This window comes from Aminobacter carboxidus (assembly GCF_014863355.1).
Taxonomy (GTDB): Bacteria; Pseudomonadota; Alphaproteobacteria; order Rhizobiales; family Rhizobiaceae; genus Aminobacter; species Aminobacter carboxidus.
The window spans coordinates 128,163-150,334 of record NZ_JACZEP010000001.1; the positions used below are offsets into that span (position 1 = coordinate 128,163).

General features: G+C 59.3%; 25 protein-coding genes and 1 pseudogene. 16 read left to right on the forward strand and 10 right to left on the reverse strand.

Annotated features, from left to right (window positions below):
- A complete protein-coding gene (locus tag IHE39_RS00595; RefSeq protein ID WP_192565160.1) occupies window positions 1-867 on the reverse strand; it encodes a TIM barrel protein in 867 nt (288 codons plus the stop codon).
- Between the two features lie 155 nt (window positions 868-1,022).
- Between IHE39_RS00595 and IHE39_RS00600 the strand changes: the two genes are divergently transcribed.
- Entirely contained in the window at window positions 1,023-2,057 is a 1,035-nt protein-coding gene (locus IHE39_RS00600) for an AraC family transcriptional regulator (RefSeq protein ID WP_192565161.1), read from the forward strand.
- 390 nt (window positions 2,058-2,447) lie between these two features.
- On the opposite strand, the gene IHE39_RS31035 is transcribed toward IHE39_RS00600, so the two are convergent.
- A complete protein-coding gene (locus IHE39_RS31035) occupies window positions 2,448-2,588 on the reverse strand; it encodes a hypothetical protein (RefSeq protein WP_343070038.1) in 141 nt (46 codons plus the stop codon).
- Window positions 2,589-2,802: 214 nt separating this feature from the next.
- Here IHE39_RS31035 and IHE39_RS00610 point away from each other — a divergent pair, with 214 nt between their 5' ends.
- The 3 genes from IHE39_RS00610 to IHE39_RS00620 are packed head-to-tail and all read left to right on the forward strand — an operon-like array spanning window position 2,803 to window position 5,896.
- Window positions 2,803-4,023, forward strand: a complete 1,221-nt coding sequence (locus IHE39_RS00610; protein WP_192565162.1) for an HlyD family efflux transporter periplasmic adaptor subunit — start codon at window positions 2,803-2,805, stop codon at window positions 4,021-4,023.
- Entirely contained in the window at window positions 4,020-5,192 is a 1,173-nt protein-coding gene (locus IHE39_RS00615) for an FtsX-like permease family protein (protein ID WP_192565163.1), read from the forward strand. The genes IHE39_RS00610 and IHE39_RS00615 overlap by 4 nt, the downstream gene beginning before the upstream one ends.
- 2 nt (window positions 5,193-5,194) lie before the next feature.
- Complete coding sequence (locus IHE39_RS00620; RefSeq protein WP_192565164.1) at window positions 5,195-5,896, forward strand: ATP-binding cassette domain-containing protein; 702 nt, start codon at window positions 5,195-5,197, stop codon at window positions 5,894-5,896.
- 274 nt (window positions 5,897-6,170) lie between these two features.
- On the opposite strand, the gene IHE39_RS00625 is transcribed toward IHE39_RS00620, so the two are convergent.
- A complete protein-coding gene (locus tag IHE39_RS00625) occupies window positions 6,171-6,620 on the reverse strand; it encodes an ion channel (protein ID WP_246485351.1) in 450 nt (149 codons plus the stop codon).
- 367 nt (window positions 6,621-6,987) lie between these two features.
- Between IHE39_RS00625 and IHE39_RS00630 the strand changes: the two genes are divergently transcribed.
- The 9 genes and pseudogenes from IHE39_RS00630 to IHE39_RS00670 all read left to right on the forward strand — a co-directional run bounded on the left by IHE39_RS00630 (window position 6,988) and on the right by IHE39_RS00670 (window position 12,540).
- The gene (locus IHE39_RS00630; RefSeq protein ID WP_246485352.1) at window positions 6,988-7,656 is read left to right on the forward strand and encodes a universal stress protein; all 669 of its coding nucleotides are present in this window, start codon (window positions 6,988-6,990) and stop codon (window positions 7,654-7,656) included.
- Window positions 7,657-7,677: 21 nt separating this feature from the next.
- The gene (locus tag IHE39_RS00635; protein ID WP_192565165.1) at window positions 7,678-8,148 is read left to right on the forward strand and encodes a GyrI-like domain-containing protein; all 471 of its coding nucleotides are present in this window, start codon (window positions 7,678-7,680) and stop codon (window positions 8,146-8,148) included.
- 50 nt (window positions 8,149-8,198) lie between these two features.
- A pseudogene (locus IHE39_RS00640) lies at window positions 8,199-8,443 on the forward strand (Hsp20/alpha crystallin family protein); the annotation flags it as partial.
- Between the two features lie 382 nt (window positions 8,444-8,825).
- Window positions 8,826-9,251, forward strand: a complete 426-nt coding sequence (locus IHE39_RS00645) for a DUF2267 domain-containing protein (RefSeq protein WP_055977459.1) — start codon at window positions 8,826-8,828, stop codon at window positions 9,249-9,251.
- A 6-nt stretch (window positions 9,252-9,257) separates the two neighbouring features.
- Complete coding sequence (locus IHE39_RS00650; RefSeq protein ID WP_192565166.1) at window positions 9,258-9,923, forward strand: phosphoribosyltransferase; 666 nt, start codon at window positions 9,258-9,260, stop codon at window positions 9,921-9,923.
- Between the two features lie 157 nt (window positions 9,924-10,080).
- The gene (locus tag IHE39_RS00655) at window positions 10,081-10,917 is read left to right on the forward strand and encodes a universal stress protein (RefSeq protein ID WP_192565167.1); all 837 of its coding nucleotides are present in this window, start codon (window positions 10,081-10,083) and stop codon (window positions 10,915-10,917) included.
- Between the two features lie 18 nt (window positions 10,918-10,935).
- Window positions 10,936-11,073, forward strand: coding sequence for a hypothetical protein (locus IHE39_RS00660; protein WP_192565168.1), 138 nt, complete (start codon window positions 10,936-10,938; stop codon window positions 11,071-11,073).
- 45 nt (window positions 11,074-11,118) lie between these two features.
- Window positions 11,119-12,051 carry an amino acid kinase family protein gene (locus tag IHE39_RS00665; protein ID WP_192565169.1) on the forward strand — a complete coding sequence of 311 codons (933 nt, stop codon included), beginning with the start codon at window positions 11,119-11,121 and terminating at the stop codon, window positions 12,049-12,051.
- A 27-nt stretch (window positions 12,052-12,078) separates the two neighbouring features.
- The gene (locus IHE39_RS00670; RefSeq protein ID WP_192565170.1) at window positions 12,079-12,540 is read left to right on the forward strand and encodes a pyridoxamine 5'-phosphate oxidase family protein; all 462 of its coding nucleotides are present in this window, start codon (window positions 12,079-12,081) and stop codon (window positions 12,538-12,540) included.
- A 50-nt stretch (window positions 12,541-12,590) separates the two neighbouring features.
- Here IHE39_RS00670 and IHE39_RS00675 read toward each other — a convergent pair whose 3' ends face one another.
- From IHE39_RS00675 to IHE39_RS00700, 6 genes are all read right to left on the reverse strand, one after another.
- Entirely contained in the window at window positions 12,591-14,402 is a 1,812-nt protein-coding gene (locus IHE39_RS00675; RefSeq protein WP_434781269.1) for a SulP family inorganic anion transporter, read from the reverse strand.
- Window positions 14,403-14,457: 55 nt separating this feature from the next.
- The gene (locus IHE39_RS00680) at window positions 14,458-14,790 is read right to left on the reverse strand and encodes a protein tyrosine phosphatase family protein (RefSeq protein ID WP_184773465.1); all 333 of its coding nucleotides are present in this window, start codon (window positions 14,788-14,790) and stop codon (window positions 14,458-14,460) included.
- Between the two features lie 29 nt (window positions 14,791-14,819).
- Window positions 14,820-15,683 (reverse strand): MBL fold metallo-hydrolase, encoded by an 864-nt coding sequence (locus IHE39_RS00685; RefSeq protein WP_210327479.1) that lies wholly within the window; start codon window positions 15,681-15,683, stop codon window positions 14,820-14,822.
- A 117-nt stretch (window positions 15,684-15,800) separates the two neighbouring features.
- Complete coding sequence (locus tag IHE39_RS30390; protein ID WP_210327456.1) at window positions 15,801-15,992, reverse strand: hypothetical protein; 192 nt, start codon at window positions 15,990-15,992, stop codon at window positions 15,801-15,803.
- A gap of 477 nt (window positions 15,993-16,469) precedes the next feature.
- A complete protein-coding gene (locus IHE39_RS00695; protein ID WP_192565172.1) occupies window positions 16,470-17,195 on the reverse strand; it encodes a Crp/Fnr family transcriptional regulator in 726 nt (241 codons plus the stop codon).
- 183 nt (window positions 17,196-17,378) lie between these two features.
- Window positions 17,379-18,215, reverse strand: coding sequence for a universal stress protein (locus IHE39_RS00700; RefSeq protein ID WP_192565173.1), 837 nt, complete (start codon window positions 18,213-18,215; stop codon window positions 17,379-17,381).
- Between the two features lie 174 nt (window positions 18,216-18,389).
- Here IHE39_RS00700 and IHE39_RS00705 point away from each other — a divergent pair, with 174 nt between their 5' ends.
- The 3 genes from IHE39_RS00705 to IHE39_RS30490 all read left to right on the forward strand — a co-directional run bounded on the left by IHE39_RS00705 (window position 18,390) and on the right by IHE39_RS30490 (window position 19,464).
- Entirely contained in the window at window positions 18,390-18,791 is a 402-nt protein-coding gene (locus tag IHE39_RS00705) for a c-type cytochrome (RefSeq protein WP_192565174.1), read from the forward strand.
- Window positions 18,792-18,843: 52 nt separating this feature from the next.
- Entirely contained in the window at window positions 18,844-18,978 is a 135-nt protein-coding gene (locus IHE39_RS30860; protein WP_281399343.1) for a hypothetical protein, read from the forward strand.
- A gap of 195 nt (window positions 18,979-19,173) precedes the next feature.
- Window positions 19,174-19,464: a P-loop nucleotide/nucleoside kinase family protein gene (locus IHE39_RS30490; RefSeq protein ID WP_246485353.1), complete on the forward strand. Its 291-nt coding sequence runs from the start codon at window positions 19,174-19,176 to the stop codon at window positions 19,462-19,464.
- Here IHE39_RS30490 and IHE39_RS00715 read toward each other — a convergent pair.
- A complete protein-coding gene (locus IHE39_RS00715; RefSeq protein WP_192565175.1) occupies window positions 19,442-22,162 on the reverse strand; it encodes a bifunctional acetate--CoA ligase family protein/GNAT family N-acetyltransferase in 2,721 nt (906 codons plus the stop codon). The genes IHE39_RS30490 and IHE39_RS00715 overlap by 23 nt on opposite strands.
- Between the last annotated feature and the right edge of the window lie 10 nt (window positions 22,163-22,172).

Below are 22,172 nucleotides of genomic sequence, written 5' to 3' on the forward strand. Positions count from 1 at the left end.
TTAGCTTGCCTTGATGCCAAGCTCGGTACAGGTGGCGCGAATCCAGCTCAGCGACTTTTCAATCATCGGACCGGATGCGCCCTCGCATTCGAGACTGAGGACTCCGGTGTAGCCATGATCGCGCAGCATGCCGAGACAGGTTCTAATGTTATCGGCATTGACGCCGTCACCGGATGCGCAATGGCTCACCGCGATGCCGGTCTGGCCGCCGCGCACCGCTTCCGCCAGCGAGGCGGAGACGTCCTTGACGTGTACGTGGCTCACCTTGTCGATGAATTTCGCCAGAAACTCGGTCGGCTCCTGCCCGGCGATGTAAGTGTTGCCCGTGTCCATATTCATGCGCAGCCACTTTGAGTCGACGAAGGCCAGCATCTCCTCCATGAATTTCGGCTTGGTAGTGAAGTGGCCGTGCGGCTCGATATTGACGATGATCTCGTGCGCCTCGGCGACCTCGATGATTTTCTTGTAGCTCTTCTTCATCAGAGCCATCGATTCAGTTTCGGTCATACCCTCGGGCATGTGTAGGCCGTCGGTGGTGTCGACACAGGGACTGCCGGCCTGGGCCGCCCAGGCAATCGATTTCAACACATAAGGAACACCGCGCATCGGGCCATCCTCGCCCGACAGCGGGTAGGCGGCGTCTACCTGGCTGAAGCGGACGCCGTAGTCGTCCATCTTGCGACGCAGCAGCGCGGGATCTTCATAGAGCGCCACATGCGGCTGGTATCCGAGGCCGTGCAGCCAGCTCACGCCATCGATGAGGCCGCATTCGATGTAGTGCACATCGTTGTCACTGGCCCATTTCAGGCATTTTTCGAACGACCAGAACGCAGAGTTGAACGCGTCCGTGTGGAATCCAATCCGCACCGGCAAATCCTCCCAATAACTCCCCATGCCATTGACTTACAATGGCAATCACCAGCGCACCTCGGTTCGTGCTTGATGATGGCGCAGCATTGCGCAATAAAAGGTGTGCCGCGTTCGATCTAGAACAGTGGTAAATTTTAAACGCTGGAGGATCGATGGAATCTGACAGGAATGCGCGCGCCGCGGCGCGGCCAGCGGTTTTCCGTGAACCCGGTGCACTCCTCTATGCAGGCAATTGTCAGGACCTCCTCAAGGCTTCGATGGCCGGCAAGGTCACGCTGAACGCCTGGACCCGCCGTGGCTATCCTGGCATCGACCTCGGGAACGCGCTGCCGCAGGTCTGTTCCGTGGGCGGCTGGGACGCGACGCACCCGCAGGACTGGGGTCTGCGCGAACATTGCAATGAAGGCGTCAAGATCGCCTTCGTTGCGCGCGGCTCGCTGACGATCACGATGGACGGCAAGAAAACGATGCTGACGGAGGGCCGGATGTTCGTTGTCCGACCATGGCAGTTGCACGCGCTTGGCGATCCGGATGTCGGAGCCAGTCATATCGTCTGGGTACTGCTGGACATGGGCGTGCGCAGGCCGCATGAAACCTGGCAATGGCCCGATTGGATCGGCTGGCCGGAACGCGACCGCAAACGGCTGACCGAACTGCTGTCCAAAAACGAGCAGCTTTCCTATACCGCGACGCGTGATGTGGCGCGCAGCTTCATGGACATTGCAGATCTGGTCGCGACCCAGGATATCGAAAGCCATGAGGCGCGGTTGCGCCTGGTCATCTCGATGATGCTTCTGCAGTTTCGCGAGATGCTCGAGAGTCAGTCCCCGGTGCTCGACCTCGCACTGGCAAGCTCCAAGCGCACCGTCGAGATTTTCCTGAAGCGCTTGCTCCATGCGCTCGACGACGACTGGACACTGGAGAACATGGCGGCGGAATGCAACTTGTCGCGGACGCAGTTCACGCAGCATTGCCTGGCGCTGACCAACATGACGCCGGTGCGCTATCTGCAGATGATCCGGCTGGACGCGGCCCGCAACCAGCTTGAGGCGGGCAAGAAATCGGTCACCAACATCGCCTTCGATTGCGGCTTCTCATCCAGCCAGTATTTTGCCACCTGCTACAAGAAGCGTTTTGGCCACTCACCGATGGAGACGCCGCGCGAACAGGAACTGCTGGCAGGGTAGCGCCTCCTTGAGGTCGGAACCATTCTCTGCAGTTGGCGTCGATTTCAGAGGAGGTGGCCAAGCAGATTCGATTGCCGCAACCGCCGCAAAGCTACGTTTGGCGTTGTAGTGATTGATGCACACACCTAACCGTGTGCTTGTGGGAGACCTGTTGTTAGACCGTCTGAAATCCATCTCGTCGCGAATCCCGAGCTGCTTCGATCCGCTGCTGTATTAGCACCACCAGCGCCAGCTTCCAGTTTTCGGGGCGGCTTTCGCGTCGCCCCGAGGGCCTTATGATTCAATCCAGAAGTCGTCGAAGCGACTCGACCAGTTTTGGGAGGGAGACTTCAGGTTCTTCACTCTCGACGAATGTGCGAGCGCACGGCTCTGCCTTCGGATGCTCGAAGCTCAGCTCATGGTCGTGAAGGCGCAGATCCTCGAGAACGATCGCAGGGTCCGGGCGAGTGCACGTGAGACGGGGCTTGGTCGTAGATTGATGGAGATACTGCCGAGCTTCTCTTTGCCCCCGCTTGAGTTCTGCTTCGGCACAAGCCCGACCCAAGTCGATAGGCAGCCAGCGTCTGCCTCTCAAATCGTTTCGTTTCCGAACCGCCGTATCGTTCGCTTGCTCTGCGTCAAGTCGGATCCGCAGATCAGATGATACGCTGGCATCGGTTGTCAGAGAGAGGTGCCTACGCTCCGTCTCGCGCGCAAACTCGATAAAGTGTTGGCCACTCACCGGGCGCAGAAAAAAGGAAGGGATATGGCAGCAACTCCGGGCAGCGATCTACCAATGGATCTAAAGCTTGCGGACGGCATCCCGCGTCGCGGGGGTCGGTGGTTCCGCAAAAGATATTTGCTCGTCCTGCTGATACCCGTCTTCATGTTCTTGGGCGGCGTCCTAGGTATGTATTTCCAGCCCGTACCTATCCAGAAGTTCTATGAGATTACCGGGCTGACGCCGGGTGCGGGATCCGCCTCGCCAATCGCGCTCCCTCCCAATATCGAGTTGCCGGCGCATTTGGCCGAAACGATGCTGCCCTCCGACGTCGTGGGGCTCGCCCGCGTGATGCCGCGCGGTGACGTCTCGATCGTTGCAGCGCCCTACGGGGCCGGAGATGCCAGGCTTTCCGAACTGCTTGTCGGTGTCGGCGATTGGGTCGACCGGGGCACGCCACTGGCGCGCCTGGACAACTACGACGCACTCGAAAGCGCCGTTCTTCTCGCTGAGGCAAATCTGGCGGTACGTCAGGCTGCGCTTCTTCAGACCCGCAGCACCGTCTTGTCGAGCCGCGACGAGGCGCAGGCGACGCTCGACCAGGCTCGCTCCAATCTACGCGAAGCCAAAGCCAATCTCGATCGCACCGGGAAGCTCGCTGATAGCGGGGTTGCGACCGGCGCTACGCTCGATACGGCGCGCGCGGCCGTCCAGGATGCCGCGCTCAGCGTGACGCGTGCCGAGGCAACGCTCGCCCGCTTCTCCTCGGTTAACCTCGACGAGCAGCCAGACGTAGTTGTCGCTGGCCGCAACGTTGCTGCCGCCGAGGCCGATCTTGCCAGGGTGAAGCTCGACACGCAGCGGGCGGTCGTTGTCGCGCCTATTGCAGGAACAATCCTCGACATTCACGCGACGCCGGGGCAGCGACCACCGACGGAAGGGATCATGGAGATGGGCGACACCAGCCAAATGATGGCGGAGGTCGAGATCTATCAGGACCGGATCGCCAGCGTGCGAGCCGGCCAGCCGGTGGAACTGGTCGCCAGCGCGCTAGGGCGGACGTTGCTGGGAACGGTGGAAAGCGTCGGGCTGACCGTTGGCCGACAGGGGCTCATCTCCGACGATGCAGCCGCGAACACGGATGCGAGGGTCATTCGCATCCTCGTGGCTCTTGACACCTCGTCGACGAAGCTGGCTTCGGGCTACACCAACCTTGAGGTTATTGCCCGCATCGACACGTCGGCGGCGACACGGGCCGCACGATGAGCCGCCTGCTGCAACGCCTCTTCGGGCGGCTCCCTATCGGCTGGTTGCAGTTGACCCACAATCGCACCCGCTTCGCGGCAGCGATCGCGGGCGTCGCCTTCGCCAACGTACTGGTCTTCGTCCAGCTCGGTATAATGAACTCGATGGCCGTTGCGACGCTCAGACCGTATGAGTTTTTTCGGGCCGACATCATCATTTCGGCGGCCGACGCCAATGCGATCGCGGACGGAGGTAACGTTGCCCGTCAGTGGATGCTGCAGGCGCTGGCAAATCCGGACGTCATCGAAGGCATGGGCCTCTTTGTCGCCAATGTGCCCTGGGACCGCGGACAGACGGACATCAGCCTCACCACATTCGGGATAGATCCGTTCAAGCAGGACTTCATCTCGCCCAAGATTACGGCCGACCTGAACCTGCTGCAGGTGAACGACGCGGCGATCCTGGACAGGCTCGCGCGCGGAATTACGCGAGACGAAGCTGTCGCCATCCGGCCGCAGACGCCGCTCTCCTTCGAGACTGACGGCCGCACCATCAAGGCCTACAACACGTTTTCCGGCGGTGGAGGGTTCGGCGGTGACGGCTACATGCTGGTCTCCGACCAGACCTTCCTGTCGCTGTTTCCCGCGCGAAGCTCGGCCGCGCCCGATCACATCCTCCTGCGCACGAGACCCGGAACATCAGTGGACGAAGTGTCGGAACACCTGCGTGGCCAGATCTCGGATTCCTCGCTGCGCATCCGCAGCTATGCAGACGCGATGGCCGAGGATTTGCGATACCAGCAGACGCGACGTCCAACCGGAGTGATATTCGGGTTCGGCGTCTTTATCGGCATACTGGTTGGCCTGATTATCATCTATCAGGTACTCTCCACCGATGTGGCGGACCACTTGCGGGAATACGCGACCTTCAAAGCCATGGGATATGGCTCGCGTTTTTTTCTGGGCATCGTATTCGAGGAAGCGTTGGTCCTCGGTGTCTTCGGCTTCATCCCCGGCCTGATAGTCGGCACAACGATACTGACTGTAATGGCAAAGGTGACGACGCTGCCGTTATCGATGACGCTCGCTATGGCAGCTTCTGTCTTCGTCGGCACTATCGCAGTTTCGTCTCTGTCGGGAGCGATCGCCACCAGACGCGTCGCTGCCGCAGATCCGGCGGACCTCTTCTGATCATGGAAACGCCAGATCGCGACGTCATCGAAGTCCGCGGGCTCAACCACTGGTTCGGCATAGGCGATGCCCGCAAGCAGGCGCTCTACGATCTCAATTTCGCGATCGAAGCTGGAAGCTTTACCGTGCTCATGGGGCCATCCGGCTCCGGCAAGACGACGGTGCTTACCCTGCTCGGTTGTCTTCGCGGCGTGCAGGACGGATCTGTGCGCCTGCTCGGGGAGCAGCTGAACGGTGCCCGTGAAACCACGCTGATGACGCTGAGACGGCACCTTGGGTTCATTTTTCAAGCGCACAATCTGCATGAGAGCCTGACGGCCTTGCAGAACGTGATCATGGGTATTCAGGTTCATGGTGATGTTTCGGATGAACTCGCACACACGGCAGCGACGCATGTACTTAAACTCGTTGGCCTTGCCGATCGAATAAACTATCTGCCCGCCAACCTCTCGGGCGGGCAGAAGCAACGCGTGGCTGTTGCCCGCGCACTCGTTGGCAACCCAGCACTCGTGCTGGCTGACGAGCCCACCGCCGCGCTCGACGGCGACAGTGCATCCGAAGTCGTGGATCTCCTCAAGCGCCTCGGCAGCACCCGCGGCACGACCACTCTCCTTGTCACCCACGACAACCGGATACTCGAACGCGCAGACCGTATCCTTGTGCTAGAGGATGGTCGAATTGTCTCTGATACGGCACCACAATAGCGCACAGCGGGACCGCAGAAACTACACCACGCCTGATGCTTTTGGCGCGCTACGCGGGCCTCCGCAACTGCCCTCCGGTTTATCGTGCCGCTGATGTGCGTGCTTCTTCTCAACTGCCATGGTCTTCAACGACCTGGTTCGGTTGCCCCAGCTCGATGGCGACAGGTTCGTCGTGCTTACGGCGCAACGTCCTTTTTGTCAGGAGCAGTGCGGCGAAGCTCGCCCACTTCCGATCGCAAGATCAGGAATTGTGCGGTTGTTTGAGTGTGCTTGGTCAGAAATGCTCTCCGGACTTGAACGGGCCGATTCGAGTTCCAGCGGCGATCAGATAGGCCGTCGACCAACCAATTAGAAGAAATCCGTTCACGCCCTCAAGAGCTGCCAGCACGCGCCATGCGTGAGCAGGCACAATGTCGCCATAACCAACCGTAGAAAACGTAATGGTCGAAAAATACAGGGCGGTTTCGAAGTCCTCAAAGATATCAAGCAACCAGTAAAGGCCGGCCCAAAGCCAGACCTCAATGGTGATGACGGCGAAGAGCCCCATCACCACGCTGATCATCGCGACTATGCGGCTGCGGCGCCCGTGCATGCGAAACCGGGCGACAAGGTATCGCATCGCATGCGTGACGACGATCAGACCAAAGGTGTGGACCAGGACCGTTAGGCTTATGACGATTGTGCCGATGAGCAGATTGAGGATCATGCGCGCAACAATAGCCATTCAGAAGTCTTGGTCCTTGTGCGAGATCAATCTTTGTGCCGGCGCAGGCCTGAATGTTTCCACCCAATCTTGCTGCTCGCTAGCACCTGACTTGCGGGCTGAGCCTGCGTGACTTTTGTCAAATGTAGCGATTTCCTATGCAATTTTTGACACATGTCAAAGCACTGTTGTCTTGAGGCGGGGCATTGTCTCCTCAACAAGGAGCACGCCAATGAGCTTCAACACCATGATGCTTCAACTCGATATCGATAGTCCCGTCGGTCCTCGTGTCGCTTTCGCGTAGTCGATCGCCCTGAAGTTCGATGCGGACCTCATAGGCTTTTGCGCGGCTGAGCCGCGGTATGTGATGCCGGTGGGCGATAGCGACATGGCAATCGCGGACGAGATGCGGCGCCAGGCTGATGAGATTGAAGACAACCTCATCAAGGTCAAGGAGGACTTCTTCCGTCAGGTGGATGGCGACCGTCGCATTACATGGCGAGGCGAGCTTGGTAACCCCACCCAAATGTTAGCGTTCAACGCGCGCGCCGCAGACTTGATTATCCTGAACTGCCCAAGGCCTGGGTCGACGAACGGCTGCCGCACTGTAGATCATGGAACTCTACTTCTCTCCGTCGGCAGGCCAGTGCTACTGGCACCTCTCGACTTCCAACCGGTCAAGGCAGAGGGAGTCCTGATCGCCTGGAAGGACACGCGCGAGGCCCGTCGCGCAGTTGTCGATGCCTTGCCGTTTTTGTCTTCTGCGTCTCGGGTGCGTGTCGCAACCCTTGAAAGCAACGATCTTGCAGCGGCTCGGCAGAGCGCCGACGACGTGGTCAATTACTTGGGTCGGCACGGCATAAGGGCAACCGCAGATGCCATCGATATCGGGGGAGCGGATGAGTCCGAGGCTTTGGTGCAAATTGCCACGGAGATCGGGGCCGATTTGATCGTTTCGGGCGCGTATGGTCACAGTCGTATCAGGGAATGGGCCTTCGGTGGGGTCACTCGCTCCCTGCTTCGGTGCTCCTCGATAAGCCGATTGATGTCAAATTGAGCACGCCATCCAGGTGCAATGATGCCCGACTTTGAACTGGTTTCGATGTCTCCGCGGCCATACGCTTATGTCTCCAGGAGTTGCACTCTTCCGCAGATCTCCGGCGCGATGGCCGCGAGTTTCGAGGCCCTGAGCGAAGCCCTCTCGAAAGCCAGGGTGCTGCCAGCGGGACCGCCTTTGGCCCACTATCGCGAGATTGGTGACGGCAAGGTAACCTTCGATGCGGGCTTTCCCATAAGCGAGGACCAGTTTCTGGCTTTGCGTGGATCAGGATTGGGGCTCGGAGCGACTGCCGCTGGACAGGCAATCAAGGCGTTGCATATCGGTGCATACGAGCGCCTGTCCGACACCTACGCTGCGGTGCTCGACGAAATGCGCACGCGGGGTCTCGACGCAACCGACGACATGTGGGAGTCGTATTTGAGCCCACCGGGCACGCCTCCAAACGAGACTGCGACCGAAGTGCTTTGGCCTGTGCGAGGCACAGCCTGACAGACACGATATTGACCGGGCCGCGCTACTACAACATCCGCCTAGGCAACATCAAGGTTTTCAACAATCTGCTGACCATCAAAGGCGAAAAGACCGAAGAGAAAGAAAAAAGAAGAAGGATTATTTTCTCTCTGAACGTCGTTATGGCGCCTTTCAACGTTCTTTTCAGCTCCCGCAGGGCGTCGACGCCGAGAAGATCGAGGCGACTTTTGCGAAAGGTATCTTGACGGTGAAGCTGCCGAAGACAGCAGAGGCTCAGGAAGCCGAGAAGACGATCGCGGTCAAGGCCGGCTAACCAATACGCCTCAGGGTCGATGCCAGCCGGGCACTGACCCTTTGCGCAGGGGCTGGATTGGGATCGAGCGCTTGTCGTCAAAAGACAGCATGGCGCGACTAGGGCCCGATCCGTCGGCAAGCGTTGCTGCGCTTCGCGACCTTGGTCTGTCTGACGAGGAGATCGCGAGATACTTCGTGACGACGCCGCAGGAAATACAGTCCTTAGTCCAGCGCGCCCATAGCCGAAGGTCGGGTGCCGCTTTCCTTCCGGGCCGTCCGAAAACTGATCCAGATCGGACTGACGACATGAATCCGACGCGGCCAATCGCGGATTGATCTTGCTCAATGAAGCCTGGTCATGAAGAGCGCATTGTTCCTTTGATGCGCAAGGAGTGAAGACGATGAGCCACGCTTCAAGTTCGAGTTTCTCTCATGCCGCCCAACAGGCTCAGCAATGGGCAAATGAGTTGGCAGCTGATCTTGGTTGGCCTGAGCACCGAGCTCATCGGCTGTTGAAAGCTGTATTGCCGACGTTGCGCGACTGGCTGTCGCCCGAAGAGTCAGCGGACCTTTCATCGCAACTGCCAGAGCTGATCCGAGGGATGTATTTCGAGGGATGGAACCCGGCCACATCGCCGGCCGCGGAGCGTGAAAAGCGCGAATTCGTTATGCGGGTTACTGAAACCTTTGGCCACGATTCGAGCATTAATCTTGATGAGGCGATCGGTGCTGTTTTCAGTCTTCTGGATCGACACCTTTCGCATGGAGAGATCGTTCAGGTCAGGAATTCGATGCGCAAGTCGCTGCGGCGATTGTGGCCGGAATGACAGTCGATGTTCCGCGATAGACAGGAAGCAGGCGAAAAACTTGGGCGCGAATTGCAGGCCAGCCAGCTCCGCAAGCCTGTAGTTCTGGCACTTCCCCGTGGGGGCTTGCCCGTAGCTGCGGCAGTTGCAAAGGCACTTGATGCACCTCTCGACATTCTCATAGTTCGCAAGGTTGGAGCCCCAGGGAACCCTGAACTGGCGGTAGCGGCAATTGTGGATGGTGACCCGCCAGACGTGGTCATCAATCGAGAGATCGTTGAAGCGTATTCGCTCAGTGATGACGAACTGGCAGCTCTGATCAACATGGAGCGTCCCGAATTGCAACGGCGAAGGCAACTCTATCGCGGCTCCACTGGACCGCGATCTCTCGCTGGTAGGACGGCGGTTCTTGTCGATGACGGTGCAGCAACGGGAACGACGATGAAGGTGGCATTGCGCGCGATCAAGCGTCGAGGCCCGCTGCAGACCATAGTGGCAATTCCCGTCGCGCCGTCTGATGCGCTCGCCACCATCGAACAAGAAGCGGACAACGTCGTCTGCCTGAGCAAGCCAGGCCGCTTTCTGGCGCTTGGGCACCATTACCTCAGCTTTCCGCAGTTGACGGATGATGACGCGATTGAGGTTCTCAGGTGTGCGGCCGAGGAGCGAAAGCTCCGGCATCCGTCCAAATGAGATCAGCTTTGGAACACGCTTGACGGCTTATGGCCCTCTTTTGTCTTGCGAGATTGCTCCAGATCAATGCTGCGCCTCATCGCAGCGATCAATGTAGGTCAGTTGCGGGGCGGTTTGGCTGCCTGGTGCAAAAGCTCTTTTCCTAAGGAGACGCAGAATGAAAACTCAGGTTTTTCTTCCGTTGGCGACATTTCCCGACGCGAACACGGACGCTGTGACCGTCAACGCTGTCGCCATTGCAGCGCAACTTCACGCCGATCTGCACGCCCTTGCACTCCATGCGAGAATTCCGCCAGTTTCGAGCCCACTTTCACGCATCCTGTTGGATCTTCCAGCACGCATCCGAGAAGCGGAGACCTTGAGCCTGCAAGCCGGTGGGCGGCTCCTTGCCAAAGTTGTCGATGAGGGCGCGAGACAGGATGTTGCTGTCACTACCGCATCCGAGGCCGTCCTCCTTGCCGCACAGGGCGACGTCGCCACGGAACAGGCCCGCTATTTCGACATCTGTGTCGTAGGCTGGGAAACGGACAACCAGACCTCTCGCATGATTGCAGAGGCGGTTATCTTCGGTTCTGGCAAGCCGACGGTCCTGCTGCCTGACTCGGCAAGTGCTGCCAGGATAGAGCATGTTTCGATCGCCTGGGATGGCAGTCGAGTGGCCGCCCGCGCAGTTGCCGATGCGCTGCCGTTTCTAGCGCATGCCTCAAGGATTCACGTCCTTGCCATTGTCGACGAAAAGCCCCTGATGGCCGTGGACGGCGCCGAGAGGTTGGCGGCTTTGTTGAGAAAGCGTGGCTTGAACGCTGATGCACTGGATATCAAAGCGGAAGACTGTCCGATCGCAGTCACGCTGCAGGAGCGAGCGATCGAATTGGGTGCGGACTTGCTCGTGATGGGCGGATATGGCCATTCGCGCGTCAGGGATTTCGTACTTGGCGGCGCGACAGAGGGTGTTCTCTCGGATCTCCGCCTCCCGATATTGATGTCGCACTAGCTCGCACGAGGGGCTGCGATGCCCAAGGGTACTGGTGTGCTCTTGCCGTTGTGCAGCCTTGGCTCGGGCTACACTTCTGGTTTAGCTGGCTTGCGCGCTGACGACACCGATATTGACGTGGATCAACGCATCGCGGTGAACATGGGCGATAAATGACGGCCTCAACACCCGGGCGCATACAACAAGCCACGGAGGCGTAGCATGAGACTGGTGATATCGCTGGGCGGTAACGCACTCCTGCGCAAGGGGCAGGCGATCACCGCCGAGAACCAACGCGAAAATGCATCCCAAGCGGCAATGTGGCTCGCGCCGGTGGCGCGCGCCCACCACGTGTTGGTCACTCACGGCAGTGGCCCCCAACTGGCGATGCTTGCGCAGCAATCCTTTTCGTACAGCGTTGCCGAGCCTACGCGGCTCGATTTGCTCTGTGCACAGGCCGGGGGCGAAACAGGCTATCTGCTCGCCCGCGAATTGCGCAATCGCCTTGGTGGCGACCGCTCGGTGGTCGCCCAGATGGCCCAGGTACTTGTCAATCCTGACGATGAGGCCTTCAGAAGTCCCACGAAACCGATAGGACCGTTTTATGAGCGGATCCACGCTCACCAGTTGCGCCAGCAGCGCGGTTGGGATTTTTCGGAGTTCAATGGAGAGTATCGCCGGGTGGCGGCAGTGCCGCATCTGCAGGCGACAATCGAAGCCCACGCCTCGGAGTTGATGCTGGAGTCCGGGTCTACGGTCGTGATCTGCGGTCCTGTTCCAGTTGCCGAGCTGCCAACAGGGGGGCTGTCCGGCGTAGAGGCGTTGCCTGATAAGGATGAGTTTGCATCCCTGCTAGCGCTCGAACTCAACGCCGACGCCTTGCTGCTTCTGACCGACGTGCTTTCGGTCGCCATCGACTATGGCAAACCCGAGCAGCGTCATGTTCGACAGGCTACTCCCGCGATGCTTCGCGCAACATCCTTCGATGCCGGTTCAATAGGACCGAAAATAGAGGCAGCGTGCGCCTTTGTTAAATCGTCTGGGAAATGGGCTGCGATCGGCTCGCTCTCGAATGTCGAACGCATCTTGTCAGGCGATGCCGGGACACGTGTGGTCCCAACCATGGCTGGCGCGATTGAACTGTGGCCACGCTGAGCCACGCATTGATCGGGAGATCATGTCATGTGGGTTCGTGAACTTTCGACGTTGGATTGCACCAATGTTCTAACTCGTAGTCACTTTGGGCATCTTGGATGCGCAAAGGATGGGCGACCATATGTCGTGCCTTTCTATTTTTGCTACGCCGACAGCCGACTTTATGCGTTCTCGATGCCAGGACAGAAGGTCGATTACATGCGGGCCAATCCGTGTGTGTGCGTCCTTGTCGAGGAGAGGGGCGAGGGGCGGGAATGGAGGAGCGTGCTGGTCAATGGCCGCTTCGAGGAACTGAAGGATGACACGCCCCAGCACAAAGCTGCTCGAGAACATGCCTGGACGCTGCTGAGCAAACACGTAAATTGGTGGGAACCGGGTGGCCTGAAACCGTTTGAGCGTCCTGTCACCGACCACTCCTTGCATCTCTTCTTTCGCATCGGTGTGGAGCAGATTTCTGGTCGCGAAGCGAAGGAAGACGGCATGCCTTGAAGCTGCCTCCGGATCGAGCAGGGATGACGCATGGCGCGTAATGACGCGGTTCACTCCACAGCTGACCTTGAACAAATACTCGCGGCATGACTTGGGTTGTCCAGATCGTTCAGGCCCTGTTTGGGGGCAAGGGTCCGCATCGCGTCGTATTGCGACAGAAACACCTGCCCCGTCAGCGCATCGAGGAAATGGGATCTTTTCAATCGGTCCATCACCGGGCCTTTCACTTCTGACAGATGCAGCTTCACATCCATCGTCCTCAGGCGATGGTTAATCGCCTCCAGGCTTTCCAGTGCGCTCAGATCGATCTCGTTGATGGCAGAGCACATCAGCACCACGTTTGTGATCGGGGAATCGGTGGCGACGCGATCGGCGACGTAATCCTCGAGAAAACGAGCGTTGGCGAAGTAGAGGCTCTCGTCGATGCGGATGGTGAGAAGGGTCGGATCGGTAAGGACGGTGTGGCGGTGGATGTTGCGGAAATGCTGGGTGCCCGGAACAAGGCCAACCTCTGCAATATGAGGACGCGAGGATTTGTAGAGGTGCAGTGCGATGGATAGCACCACTCCAGTTGATACGCCGGTCTCTACGCCCATCATGAGGGTCAGCGCGATGGTCGCGGCCACAGCGACGAAATCTGCCTTCGAATAGGTCCAACTGCGCTCCAAGATCGAGAAATCGACCAAAGAAAGCACCGCCACGATGATCGTCGCGGCCAAGGCGGCCGTCGGGAGGAAGTAAATCAGCGGGGTTAGGGCGATGGCCGCGACGGCCAATCCTATGGCGGTAAAGGCGCCGGCGGCGGGCGTCTCGGCCCCTGCATCGAAGTTTACAACCGAACGAGCGAAGCCACCCGTCACCGGGTATCCTCCCGTGAAAGCCGCCCCGATATTGGCGGCGCCCAGACCGATCAGTTCCTGGTCGGGGTCTATCCGCTGTCGCCTCTTGGCGGCTAACGTCTGCGCGACGGAGACGGATTCCACGAATCCGATGACCGAAATCAACAACGCGGGAAGCAGCAGAAGTCCGATCAGGTTGGTGGAAAATGAGGGCAGCGTTAGCGGCGGCAGTCCCTGTGGCACGACACCAACGATTTGCACGCCCTTTGCATCCAGTCCGAGGCCCCAGACCGCGACCGTTGTCACGACCACCGCAAGCACCGGACCGGCCTTGGTCACCATATCCGCCAGGCGCGGGCCGAGGCCGAGGTGGCGCAGCATCGGTTTCAAACCCTTGCGGACCCAGAACAGAAACCCGGTGGCACCAATCCCGATCAGCAGGGTGATCCAATTCGTTGCAATGAGGTTCTCGGCCAGCGAAACCACCATTTCGGGTAGAGTGTCGCCGCCTGCTCTGACGCCCAGAATATGCTTGATCTGGCTGGTTGCGATGAGGATGCCGGATGCAGTGATAAAGCCCGCAATGACGGGATGTGACAGGAAGTTGGCGAGAAACCCCAGCCTCAAGAGACCCATCGCCAGCAGGATTGCCCCAGACAGTCCAGCCAGGGTCAGGGCGGCCACGGCATAGCCCATGGTCCCCTGTTCGGCGACATTGCCGATGGCAGCGGCGGTCATCAGCGACACTACCGCCACGGGTCCCACCGCCAACGCCCTGCTGGTACCGAAGATCGCGTAAAGCATGATTGGCGTGATCGAGGCATAGAGCCCGGCTTCCGGCGGCAATCCCGCCAGAAGCGCATAGGCCAGCGACTGAGGGATCAGCATGATCGTCACGATCACCGACGCCAGCAGGTCGCCCGTCAGGGCGTGCCGATCATAGGTCCGGCCCCATTGCAGGATCGGAAGATAGCGGGCGAGCGATGTGGCGGACATGGGACGAGACTTTTTGTGGTTCTTCATGGTCTATGAGAGGCAGCTTCAGTGCGTCTGCAGAACGGGGCAGACCGATGGGTGGTCATCCCCGGATTGCGGCGAAGAGGCTCTGCGCCCGTGCGCCCGTGCGGCAATAGGCCAGAACCTTGCCTTGAGCCGTGGTCACGGCGGTGTCGAAAGCGACGACGTCATACCTGGTTGCTTGACCTGGCGTGACCGGAATGTGGAGCGCCTCGAGCCCTGCCGCCTGGGCGGCAGCTTTGATCTCGGCAAAGTTGGGCTGGCCTGCATCCTCATGATCGGGGCGGTTGCAGATCACTGTGGTAAAGCCTGCGGCCTTCAGTTCGGCGAGCTGCACAGGTGCAATCTGCGGGCTGACCGCGAAATCCGGCGTGATGTGTTTGATGTCTTGCATTTTCGTTGTCCTTGAATGGAGGTCAGAGCTCAAAGCCCGTTGATGGGCACTTTCAGCATTGGCCGGCCGTCCTTGTCGGTCGGCACCTCGCCCGCGCGCATGTTCACCTGGAGCGACGGGATGATGAGTTTTGGCATCGCCAGCGTTGCATCGCGTTCGGTGCGCAAATTCACGAACTGCTCCTTCGTGGCTCCTTTGCCGACATGGATGTTGTGTTCTTTTTCCGCGGCCACCGTGGTTTGCCACTGGATGTCGCGGCCATTGGGGCCGTAGTCGTGGCACATGAACAGGCGCGTCTCGTTTGGCAAAGCCAGAACCTTCTGGATGCTATCGTAAAGGGTGGCGGCATCGCCGCCGGGGAAATCGGCACGTGCCGATCCGCCATCGGGCATGAACAGGGTATCTCCCACGAAAGCCGCGTCGCCCATGATATGGACCATGCATGCCGGCGTATGGCCGGGGGTGTAGATTGCCACCGCCTCCATGTTGCCGATCTTGTAGGTGTCGCCGTCCTCGAATAGGGCGTCGAACTGGCTGCCGTCGCGCTGCAACTCGGTGCCTTCGTTGAAAATCTTGCCGAACGTGTCCTGCACGACCATGATCTTGTCGCCGATGCCGATCTTGCCGCCGAGAGCGCTCTGAATGTAGGGCGCGGCGGAAAGGTGGTCGGCATGCACATGCGTCTCGATGATCCACTCCAGCTTCAGGCCGTGCTTGCGGATGTAGTCGATGATGGCGTCGGCATGGTCATAAGTGATCCGGCCCGCCGCATAGTCGATGTCCATGACGGAATCGATCACGGCACATGCGCTCGAGGATGGGTCATTCACCACATAGCTGATGGTATTGGTTGCCGGGTCGAAGAACGCTTCGACCTTTGGCTTGACGGACATGTTGATCGGATAGTCTGTCACGACGGTCTCCTTTGTGGTTCAGGTTTCACGGCGCAGCACGCGGGCTGCGCGCGCCGCTCAGGGCCATTAGGCCCTTGGCGCCAAAGATGCAGGCGATCAGCGCCGGCACGAAGGCGACGACCTCGATCCGGCCAGTTCCCAGGGCGGGGAGCGCGGCCCCGGGCAGAACCAGGCGATGCTCCAGCCCACGCCGAACACGGCCGAGCCGACGAGCGCGGCAGCAGCGTTCTGCGCCTCGCCGACCTCAATGCGAAGCGCGCGGTCTATGAATCTTACATTGGCAATCATTGTCAGTGATCTCCTGAGAACAGCACGTGCTTATGCTCTTTCGACTTGCCGTTCAGTGACGATGTCACCAAGTGGAAGAAAAAAGACCTACAGGCTGACTGACAGGTTTGCGGATGGGGCCCGTCCGGGCGCTGGAAAATGTGTGATGTCGGATGGCTCCCTTACAAATGGGGGAACAGGCAACACCTTAATCTGTTGATGATTACTGTTTCGCGAGCGCTCCGATCCGCAAAATCGAGACTTGAACATCGAAAGCTGGATGCCGGTGCTTCATGTCGCCGGGTCTCAGGATGTGCCACCTGAGTTCTCGGAGAAAAAGCTCTTGCACTCACGCCCGGTGCACGGATGACTGTGTCAGAGTGCGTGAACGTTCACCTGGAACATCGCCACCTCGCCGAACTGGCGGGCAACTCATAAGCTTGTCACGGCAGGCAGTATTTCTGTGCTGTGGCATGGAAAGCAACCCTGGGGGCAGATCTATCCCGCATCGAGGGCGGCAAGTCTTTCTAATCCGGCAATATCTACCAAATCGATCGTCCCGCGCGATTGACGGATCCAGCCCCGTCGCTGAAACTCGCCTAACTGGCGCGAGACAACCTCGCGCGCGGTGCCCAGTTCGGCTGCCATCTGCTGATGCGTGGCTTTGATCTGTCGTGCGCCGCGCTCCAGATCGATCAGCTTCTGCGCAAGCCGGATATCGACGCGCTGGAACGCGATGTCTTCGATGACCTGAAACAGATCGGTGATCCTTCTGGAATAGGCGGTGAATATGAAATTGCGAAAAGCGACCGACTGCGAGACCAACTCATCGAAGACCGCGCGCGGGATGGCCACCGCGCGCACATCGGTTTCGGCGATGCCCTGGGCGGAATAGTCTTCGTGGGCCAACAGGCAGGCGGTAGTCAGCACGCAGCTTTGTCCAGCCTCGACCCGATACAGAACTATCTCGCGGCCACCTTCGGAGACCTGCTGCACCCGCACTCTGCCTTCCAGCAGCAGAAGCAGGTTCTCTGGTGACTTGCCGGGACCGAAGATCACAGTACCTTTCGGGACCGCTATCACGGCGCTCTTGCGGGTCAGCGCGTCGCGTACGGCTGGCTCAAGACGGGACAAGCCCGGAAATTGCGTGATCCAGTCAGGCAAAAGGGTCGCTCTCCCACTATTACGGTGATCCGCAAGGTAGCTGAAACCGAACTCGATCATAGCGCACCCCAACAGATCGGAATGTAAGATGACTAATTTGCCGATCCTGATGTGTAGCTTCCGCTCGCCACGCGGATTGCCTCCATCGGTCTATCCACGCAATGCCTTATCTGGAAAACTGGGATCGTCTTCCAGCCAACCGCTTGGGGGTAAGCTTAGAGCGAGTCTGGACTAGCTGGCCATTTAGTGCGCCATGAATACGGGCATCGAAAGGTCATTGAGTATCGACTTGGTAACGCCGCCGAACAACCTTTCGCGCAGGCGCGAATGGCCGTAGGCACCCATCACAACGAGGTCTGCCGACATATCCGCGGCATGTCGCTTCAGCACCTCAGCAACGCTCTGGCCCGAACTTGGGAGCCGCTCGACCATGACTTTCGCGCCGTGACGGGCAAGATAAGTCGCGACGTCGGCGCCGGGTTCGGCACCTTGGTGGCTTTCTCCTTCGACAGGATCGACAAGAATCAGGCGCACATCATCAGCGGCCGTCAGCATGTGGATTGCCTCACGAACGGCGCGGGAGGCTTCGACGCGCGAATCCCAGGCAATCATCACCTTCCTTGGTTGCAGGGTTGGCTTCGATCCTTCAGGAACCAGCAGCATTGGTTTGCCCGACGAAAAAAGGGCGCCTTCAATGGTCTTGTCTTTGAGGGTGCCGTCCGACAGTAGTTCCGGTCCAATGAGGGTCAGGTCGGCGTAGCGGGCCCGCCGACCGATGATTTCATCGGCCCAGCCGATTTCGGCATAGGCGTTGGTAATGTCGGCGGATATCGCGGAGCTGGCTAGCAGGTGCGAAACCGCGGCGGTCCGTTTTTCGAGCTGTTCGAGGTCGGCGCGACGTTCTTCCATCCAGGTATCGGAGATCGGAGCCGCGTAGTCGCCAATCGGTGGCGGGGCGGCGAGTGCCACCGCAAGCACAGATAGGTGAGCGCCGACTTCTTCACACAGCTTGGTCGCCAGCTTGATGTCGTTGTCGCCGCGATGCGTACCGGTGACCGTTAGAATTGTCTTGAAGGGCATAGCTTGGTTCCTCTCGCCTGATGGGAAACTTGAGCAGCAATCGATATCGCCAACGGCGGGGACATTCCTTGCGCTGCGTCAAATCGTGGAGGGTGTCTCACGACAGGTTTGACGGGGATCAAAGATTGGCCAGGTCGATCAGCTAGGCTTTGTCCCTATTCGCGGGGAGCCGAAATGAATCGTTTGATCGCAACCTCCATCTTTCTGGCAACAAGCTCAGGGCCAATCGCCGCCCAAGAGATGGGCTACGGCGAAAGTGAGTTCATCAATTCATGCGCGCCCTGTCATGGCGTGCGCGGGAAGGGTGATGGACGTCTGGCTACGGAGCTGCAGACGGCCCCTTCCGACTTGTCTCTGCTCTCGGAGCGAAACGGCGATGAGTTTCCCTATCAACTGGTGATCGCGATAATTGACGGTCGCCACATCGTGCCAGGGCATGGCGAGCGCGAAATGCCCGTATGGGGACGCCAATTCCTCGACAGCGACCAAAGCACCTTTGGTGCGACAGGCGGAGAAGCTGTGACCCAGGAGAGAATTCACCAGCTCGCAGAATACATACAGACACAGCAAAGATAGGGGCTGCCTCGCAGGGCGACGCTCGATAGCACTCGACCGATGGGAAATCGCGATGCTCACCGAAGATCAGACAGCCGCAGTCGTCTTCTTGTTGAATGCGGCGACGCATCGTGACGCCAACAAAGTGGAACTGATTGAGACGCATATTCCCACGTCTTTCTTGTTGGAGAGCGCGCCTTCAAGATGAAGCGAGCGGTCAAGCTCCGCTATGCGGATTTTTCGACGGCAGACCTTCGGCTCGCTGCCTGCAAGCTGGAGGTCGCGCGTAATTCAATGATTGGGCCGGGCCTCTATCTTGCTACGCGGCGCTTGACGCGTACGCCCTAACGGCCAGCTGGAGTTCGATGGACCTGGCCGGGTTGATCCTTCCCAAGGCGGTTCGGTGGTTGCCGATGCCGTCCTTGATCGCCGGTCGGACAGGCAAGGGATCGAGCGTAGTGCCAGCGAAAGGCATTTACCCTTCGTCGGCTTCTGGCTTGAGGCTGACCCGGCTTTGCTTTGGCAGCGGGTGAGCGAACGAAAGGGAGGGCCATCGGACGCGACCATTGATGTATTGTCACGGCAGTTGCGACGCCATGACGATGATGTCAGTTGGGTGAAACTTGATGCTGCCCGTGTTCCTGCCCGGATCGCTGCAGATATTTTAGCTTTCAGCCCGCACCAACCGGGTTAGCTGCAAGCACTTGAGGCGACTTCAGCATGAGTGTCGCGACACAGAGGCCGTAGTCCTCTGCGACGTGTTTAATGGCAAACCCGAATTCCCTGCAAATGGCCAGCATTTTCCGGTTCTCGCTGAGGACAATGCCTTCGATCTTGGCGATACCATCGGCACGTGCGTAGTCGATGATCTGGCGTAGCAGTTCCCAGCCGAGGCCCTTGCCCTGTAAGTCCGTCCGGACGAGCAGCGCATATTCGGCCACGGCGTGGTCAGGGTCGCATGAGAGGCGACTGATGCCTGCGAGCTTGCCACTGGCGGCCTCGATCGCAACGAATGCCATTTCTCGTTCGTAGTCGAGTTGTGTCAGCCGTTTCAGCATCTGGTCGGGAAAGTTCTTGCGCGGCCCGAGAAATCGGAACCTGAGGTCTTCCTGCGAGACTTGAGCGAGGAACGGTGGATAGAGACTGAAGTCAGTCGGTTTGATGGGTCTGATGGAATATTCCATCCCATTGAAGTCAACACTCCGCTCCCAGTTTGCTGGGTAGGGACGAATGACGAGATCGGCGTTGGGGCTCGGTTCTTCGACCTTCGCCGGATCGATTTGGATGCGGGCGTCCAAGGCCATCGCCCCGTCCGCGTCGACCAGGACAGGGTTGATGTCCAATGATGTGATGCACCGAAAATCGACGACCAGTTGCGAAATGCTATTCAACGCCGCCAACAGTGCGGCGCGGTTGGCTGGCTCGCGATTGCGGAAGCCGGCCAACAGGCGGCCGGCACGCGTACTGTCGATCATATCTCCAGCCAGAACATCATCCAGAGGCGGTAGCGCCATCGCGGTGTCGTTCAACACTTCAACTGCAACCCCTCCCGTGCCGAACAGCATGACGGGCCCGAATATCGGGTCGCGGTTCATGCCCAAGATCAGTTCATGGGCCTGCCTTCTTATGATCATAGGCTGCACTGAATAGCCGTCCACCGAGGCACCCGGCATGGCCTTACGGACACGCTGGTAGATGGCCTCAGCGGCATTTTCGGCCGCAGCAGAAGACCCGATATCAAGCACAACGCCGCCGATATCCGACTTGTGCGAAATGTCCTTGGACAGAAGCTTCACAACGACCTTTTCTGCGGTCAAGAGCATGGTGGCCGCTGCCTGACCAACTTCGGACGGGGAGTTGGCCACCACTGTCTTTGGCGTCGGTATCCTGTAGGCCCCGATCACCGTCTTGGCCTCGGGTTCGGTCAGCATGGACCGCCCTTCCTTGGCAACTTGACGGAACACCGAACGCGCAAGATCTCGATCCGCGTTGAAAGCGTCGTCGTGGGTTGAGGGCACTCGCATGAGCGCGGCTTGGGCCCGGGACCAGTCGCCGAGATAACAAACTGCTCGTGCTGCCTCAGCTGTCGTCTCGAAACTGGCGATGCCTGCGTTCTGCAGTATGTCTCTCCCGGCTTTTGCGGTGTTTTCGCCAAGCCAGCACGTGAGCACCGGTTTGCCATTTATCTTGCCGTCATGCGCAATGGCGGCGACGGCTGCGGCAGCTTCGGTCGCCGACGCGAGTCCCGTGGGACAGTTCAGAACCATCAGGGCGTCCGTGCCGGCATCGTCCGCCACGGCCTGGATGGCGTCGGTGTATCGACTTGGAGGCGCGTCGCCGATGATGTCGACCGGATTTGCCCGCGACCACGTTGAAGGCAGACAAACATTCAGCCTGTCGAAAGTCGCAGACGACAGTTCGGCCAGGTCGCACCCCCGATCCAACAGTTCGTCGAGCGCGAGTACTCCAGCGCCGCCGCCATTCGTCACGATGCCTACGCGGCTTTGCTGCAGTGGGGCAAAGTGGGCCATGGTCTCGGCTGCATCGAAGAGTTCCAGCAGGCCTTCGACACGGAGCACCCCGGCGCGCCTGAAAGCTGCGCTGACAGCGCGATCACCCCCAGCAAGCGCGCCTGTATGCGTAGCGGCAGCCTTGGCGGCCTGTTCATGCCGTCCAGATTTTATGGCGATCACGGGTTTGAGGCGCGCTGCGGCGCGCGCCGCCGCCATGAACTTTCGCGGGTTCGGGATCGTCTCGAGATACATGAGGATGGCGTGCGTAGCAGGGTCGCCAGCAAGCATGTCGAGATAATCTCCGACGTCGACGTCGGCCATTTCCCCCAAGGAGACTACGTGTGAAAAGCCGACATTGTTGTCCAGCGCCCAATCCACCAACGCGGTCACGACGGCCCCGGACTGTGAAAGCAGCGCAATCCCGCCAGATCGTGCCGGCTTGTGTGCGAAGCTGGCATTAAGCTTGAGCGACGGGATCATCAACCCGAGCGTGTTCGGTCCAATTATCCGGAAAAGATTTGGCTCGGCTGCATCGAGCATGGCTTGCTTGAGCCCGTTTTCAGCGGTGAGACCCGCTGTAATCACGACTGCCGCCTTGCCCCCCTTGTTGCCGAGTTCGCGAATGATGGCTGGAACGGTGGCTGGGGGGGTGACGATGACACTGAGGTCCGGAATGCCTGGAAGGTCTTGTGCTTGGCGGTAACAAGGCCTGCCGACGATTTCCCGATATTTTGGATTGACGGGCCATATCTCCCCTTCATAGCCGCCTTGGGCGATGTTTTCGATGACAACGCGCCCGACAGATCCCTGTCGTGTCGAAGCACCAAAGACAGCCACTGATTTGGGGTGTACTGCGAATTCAAGATTCCGGATGGTCAAGACGCCTGTC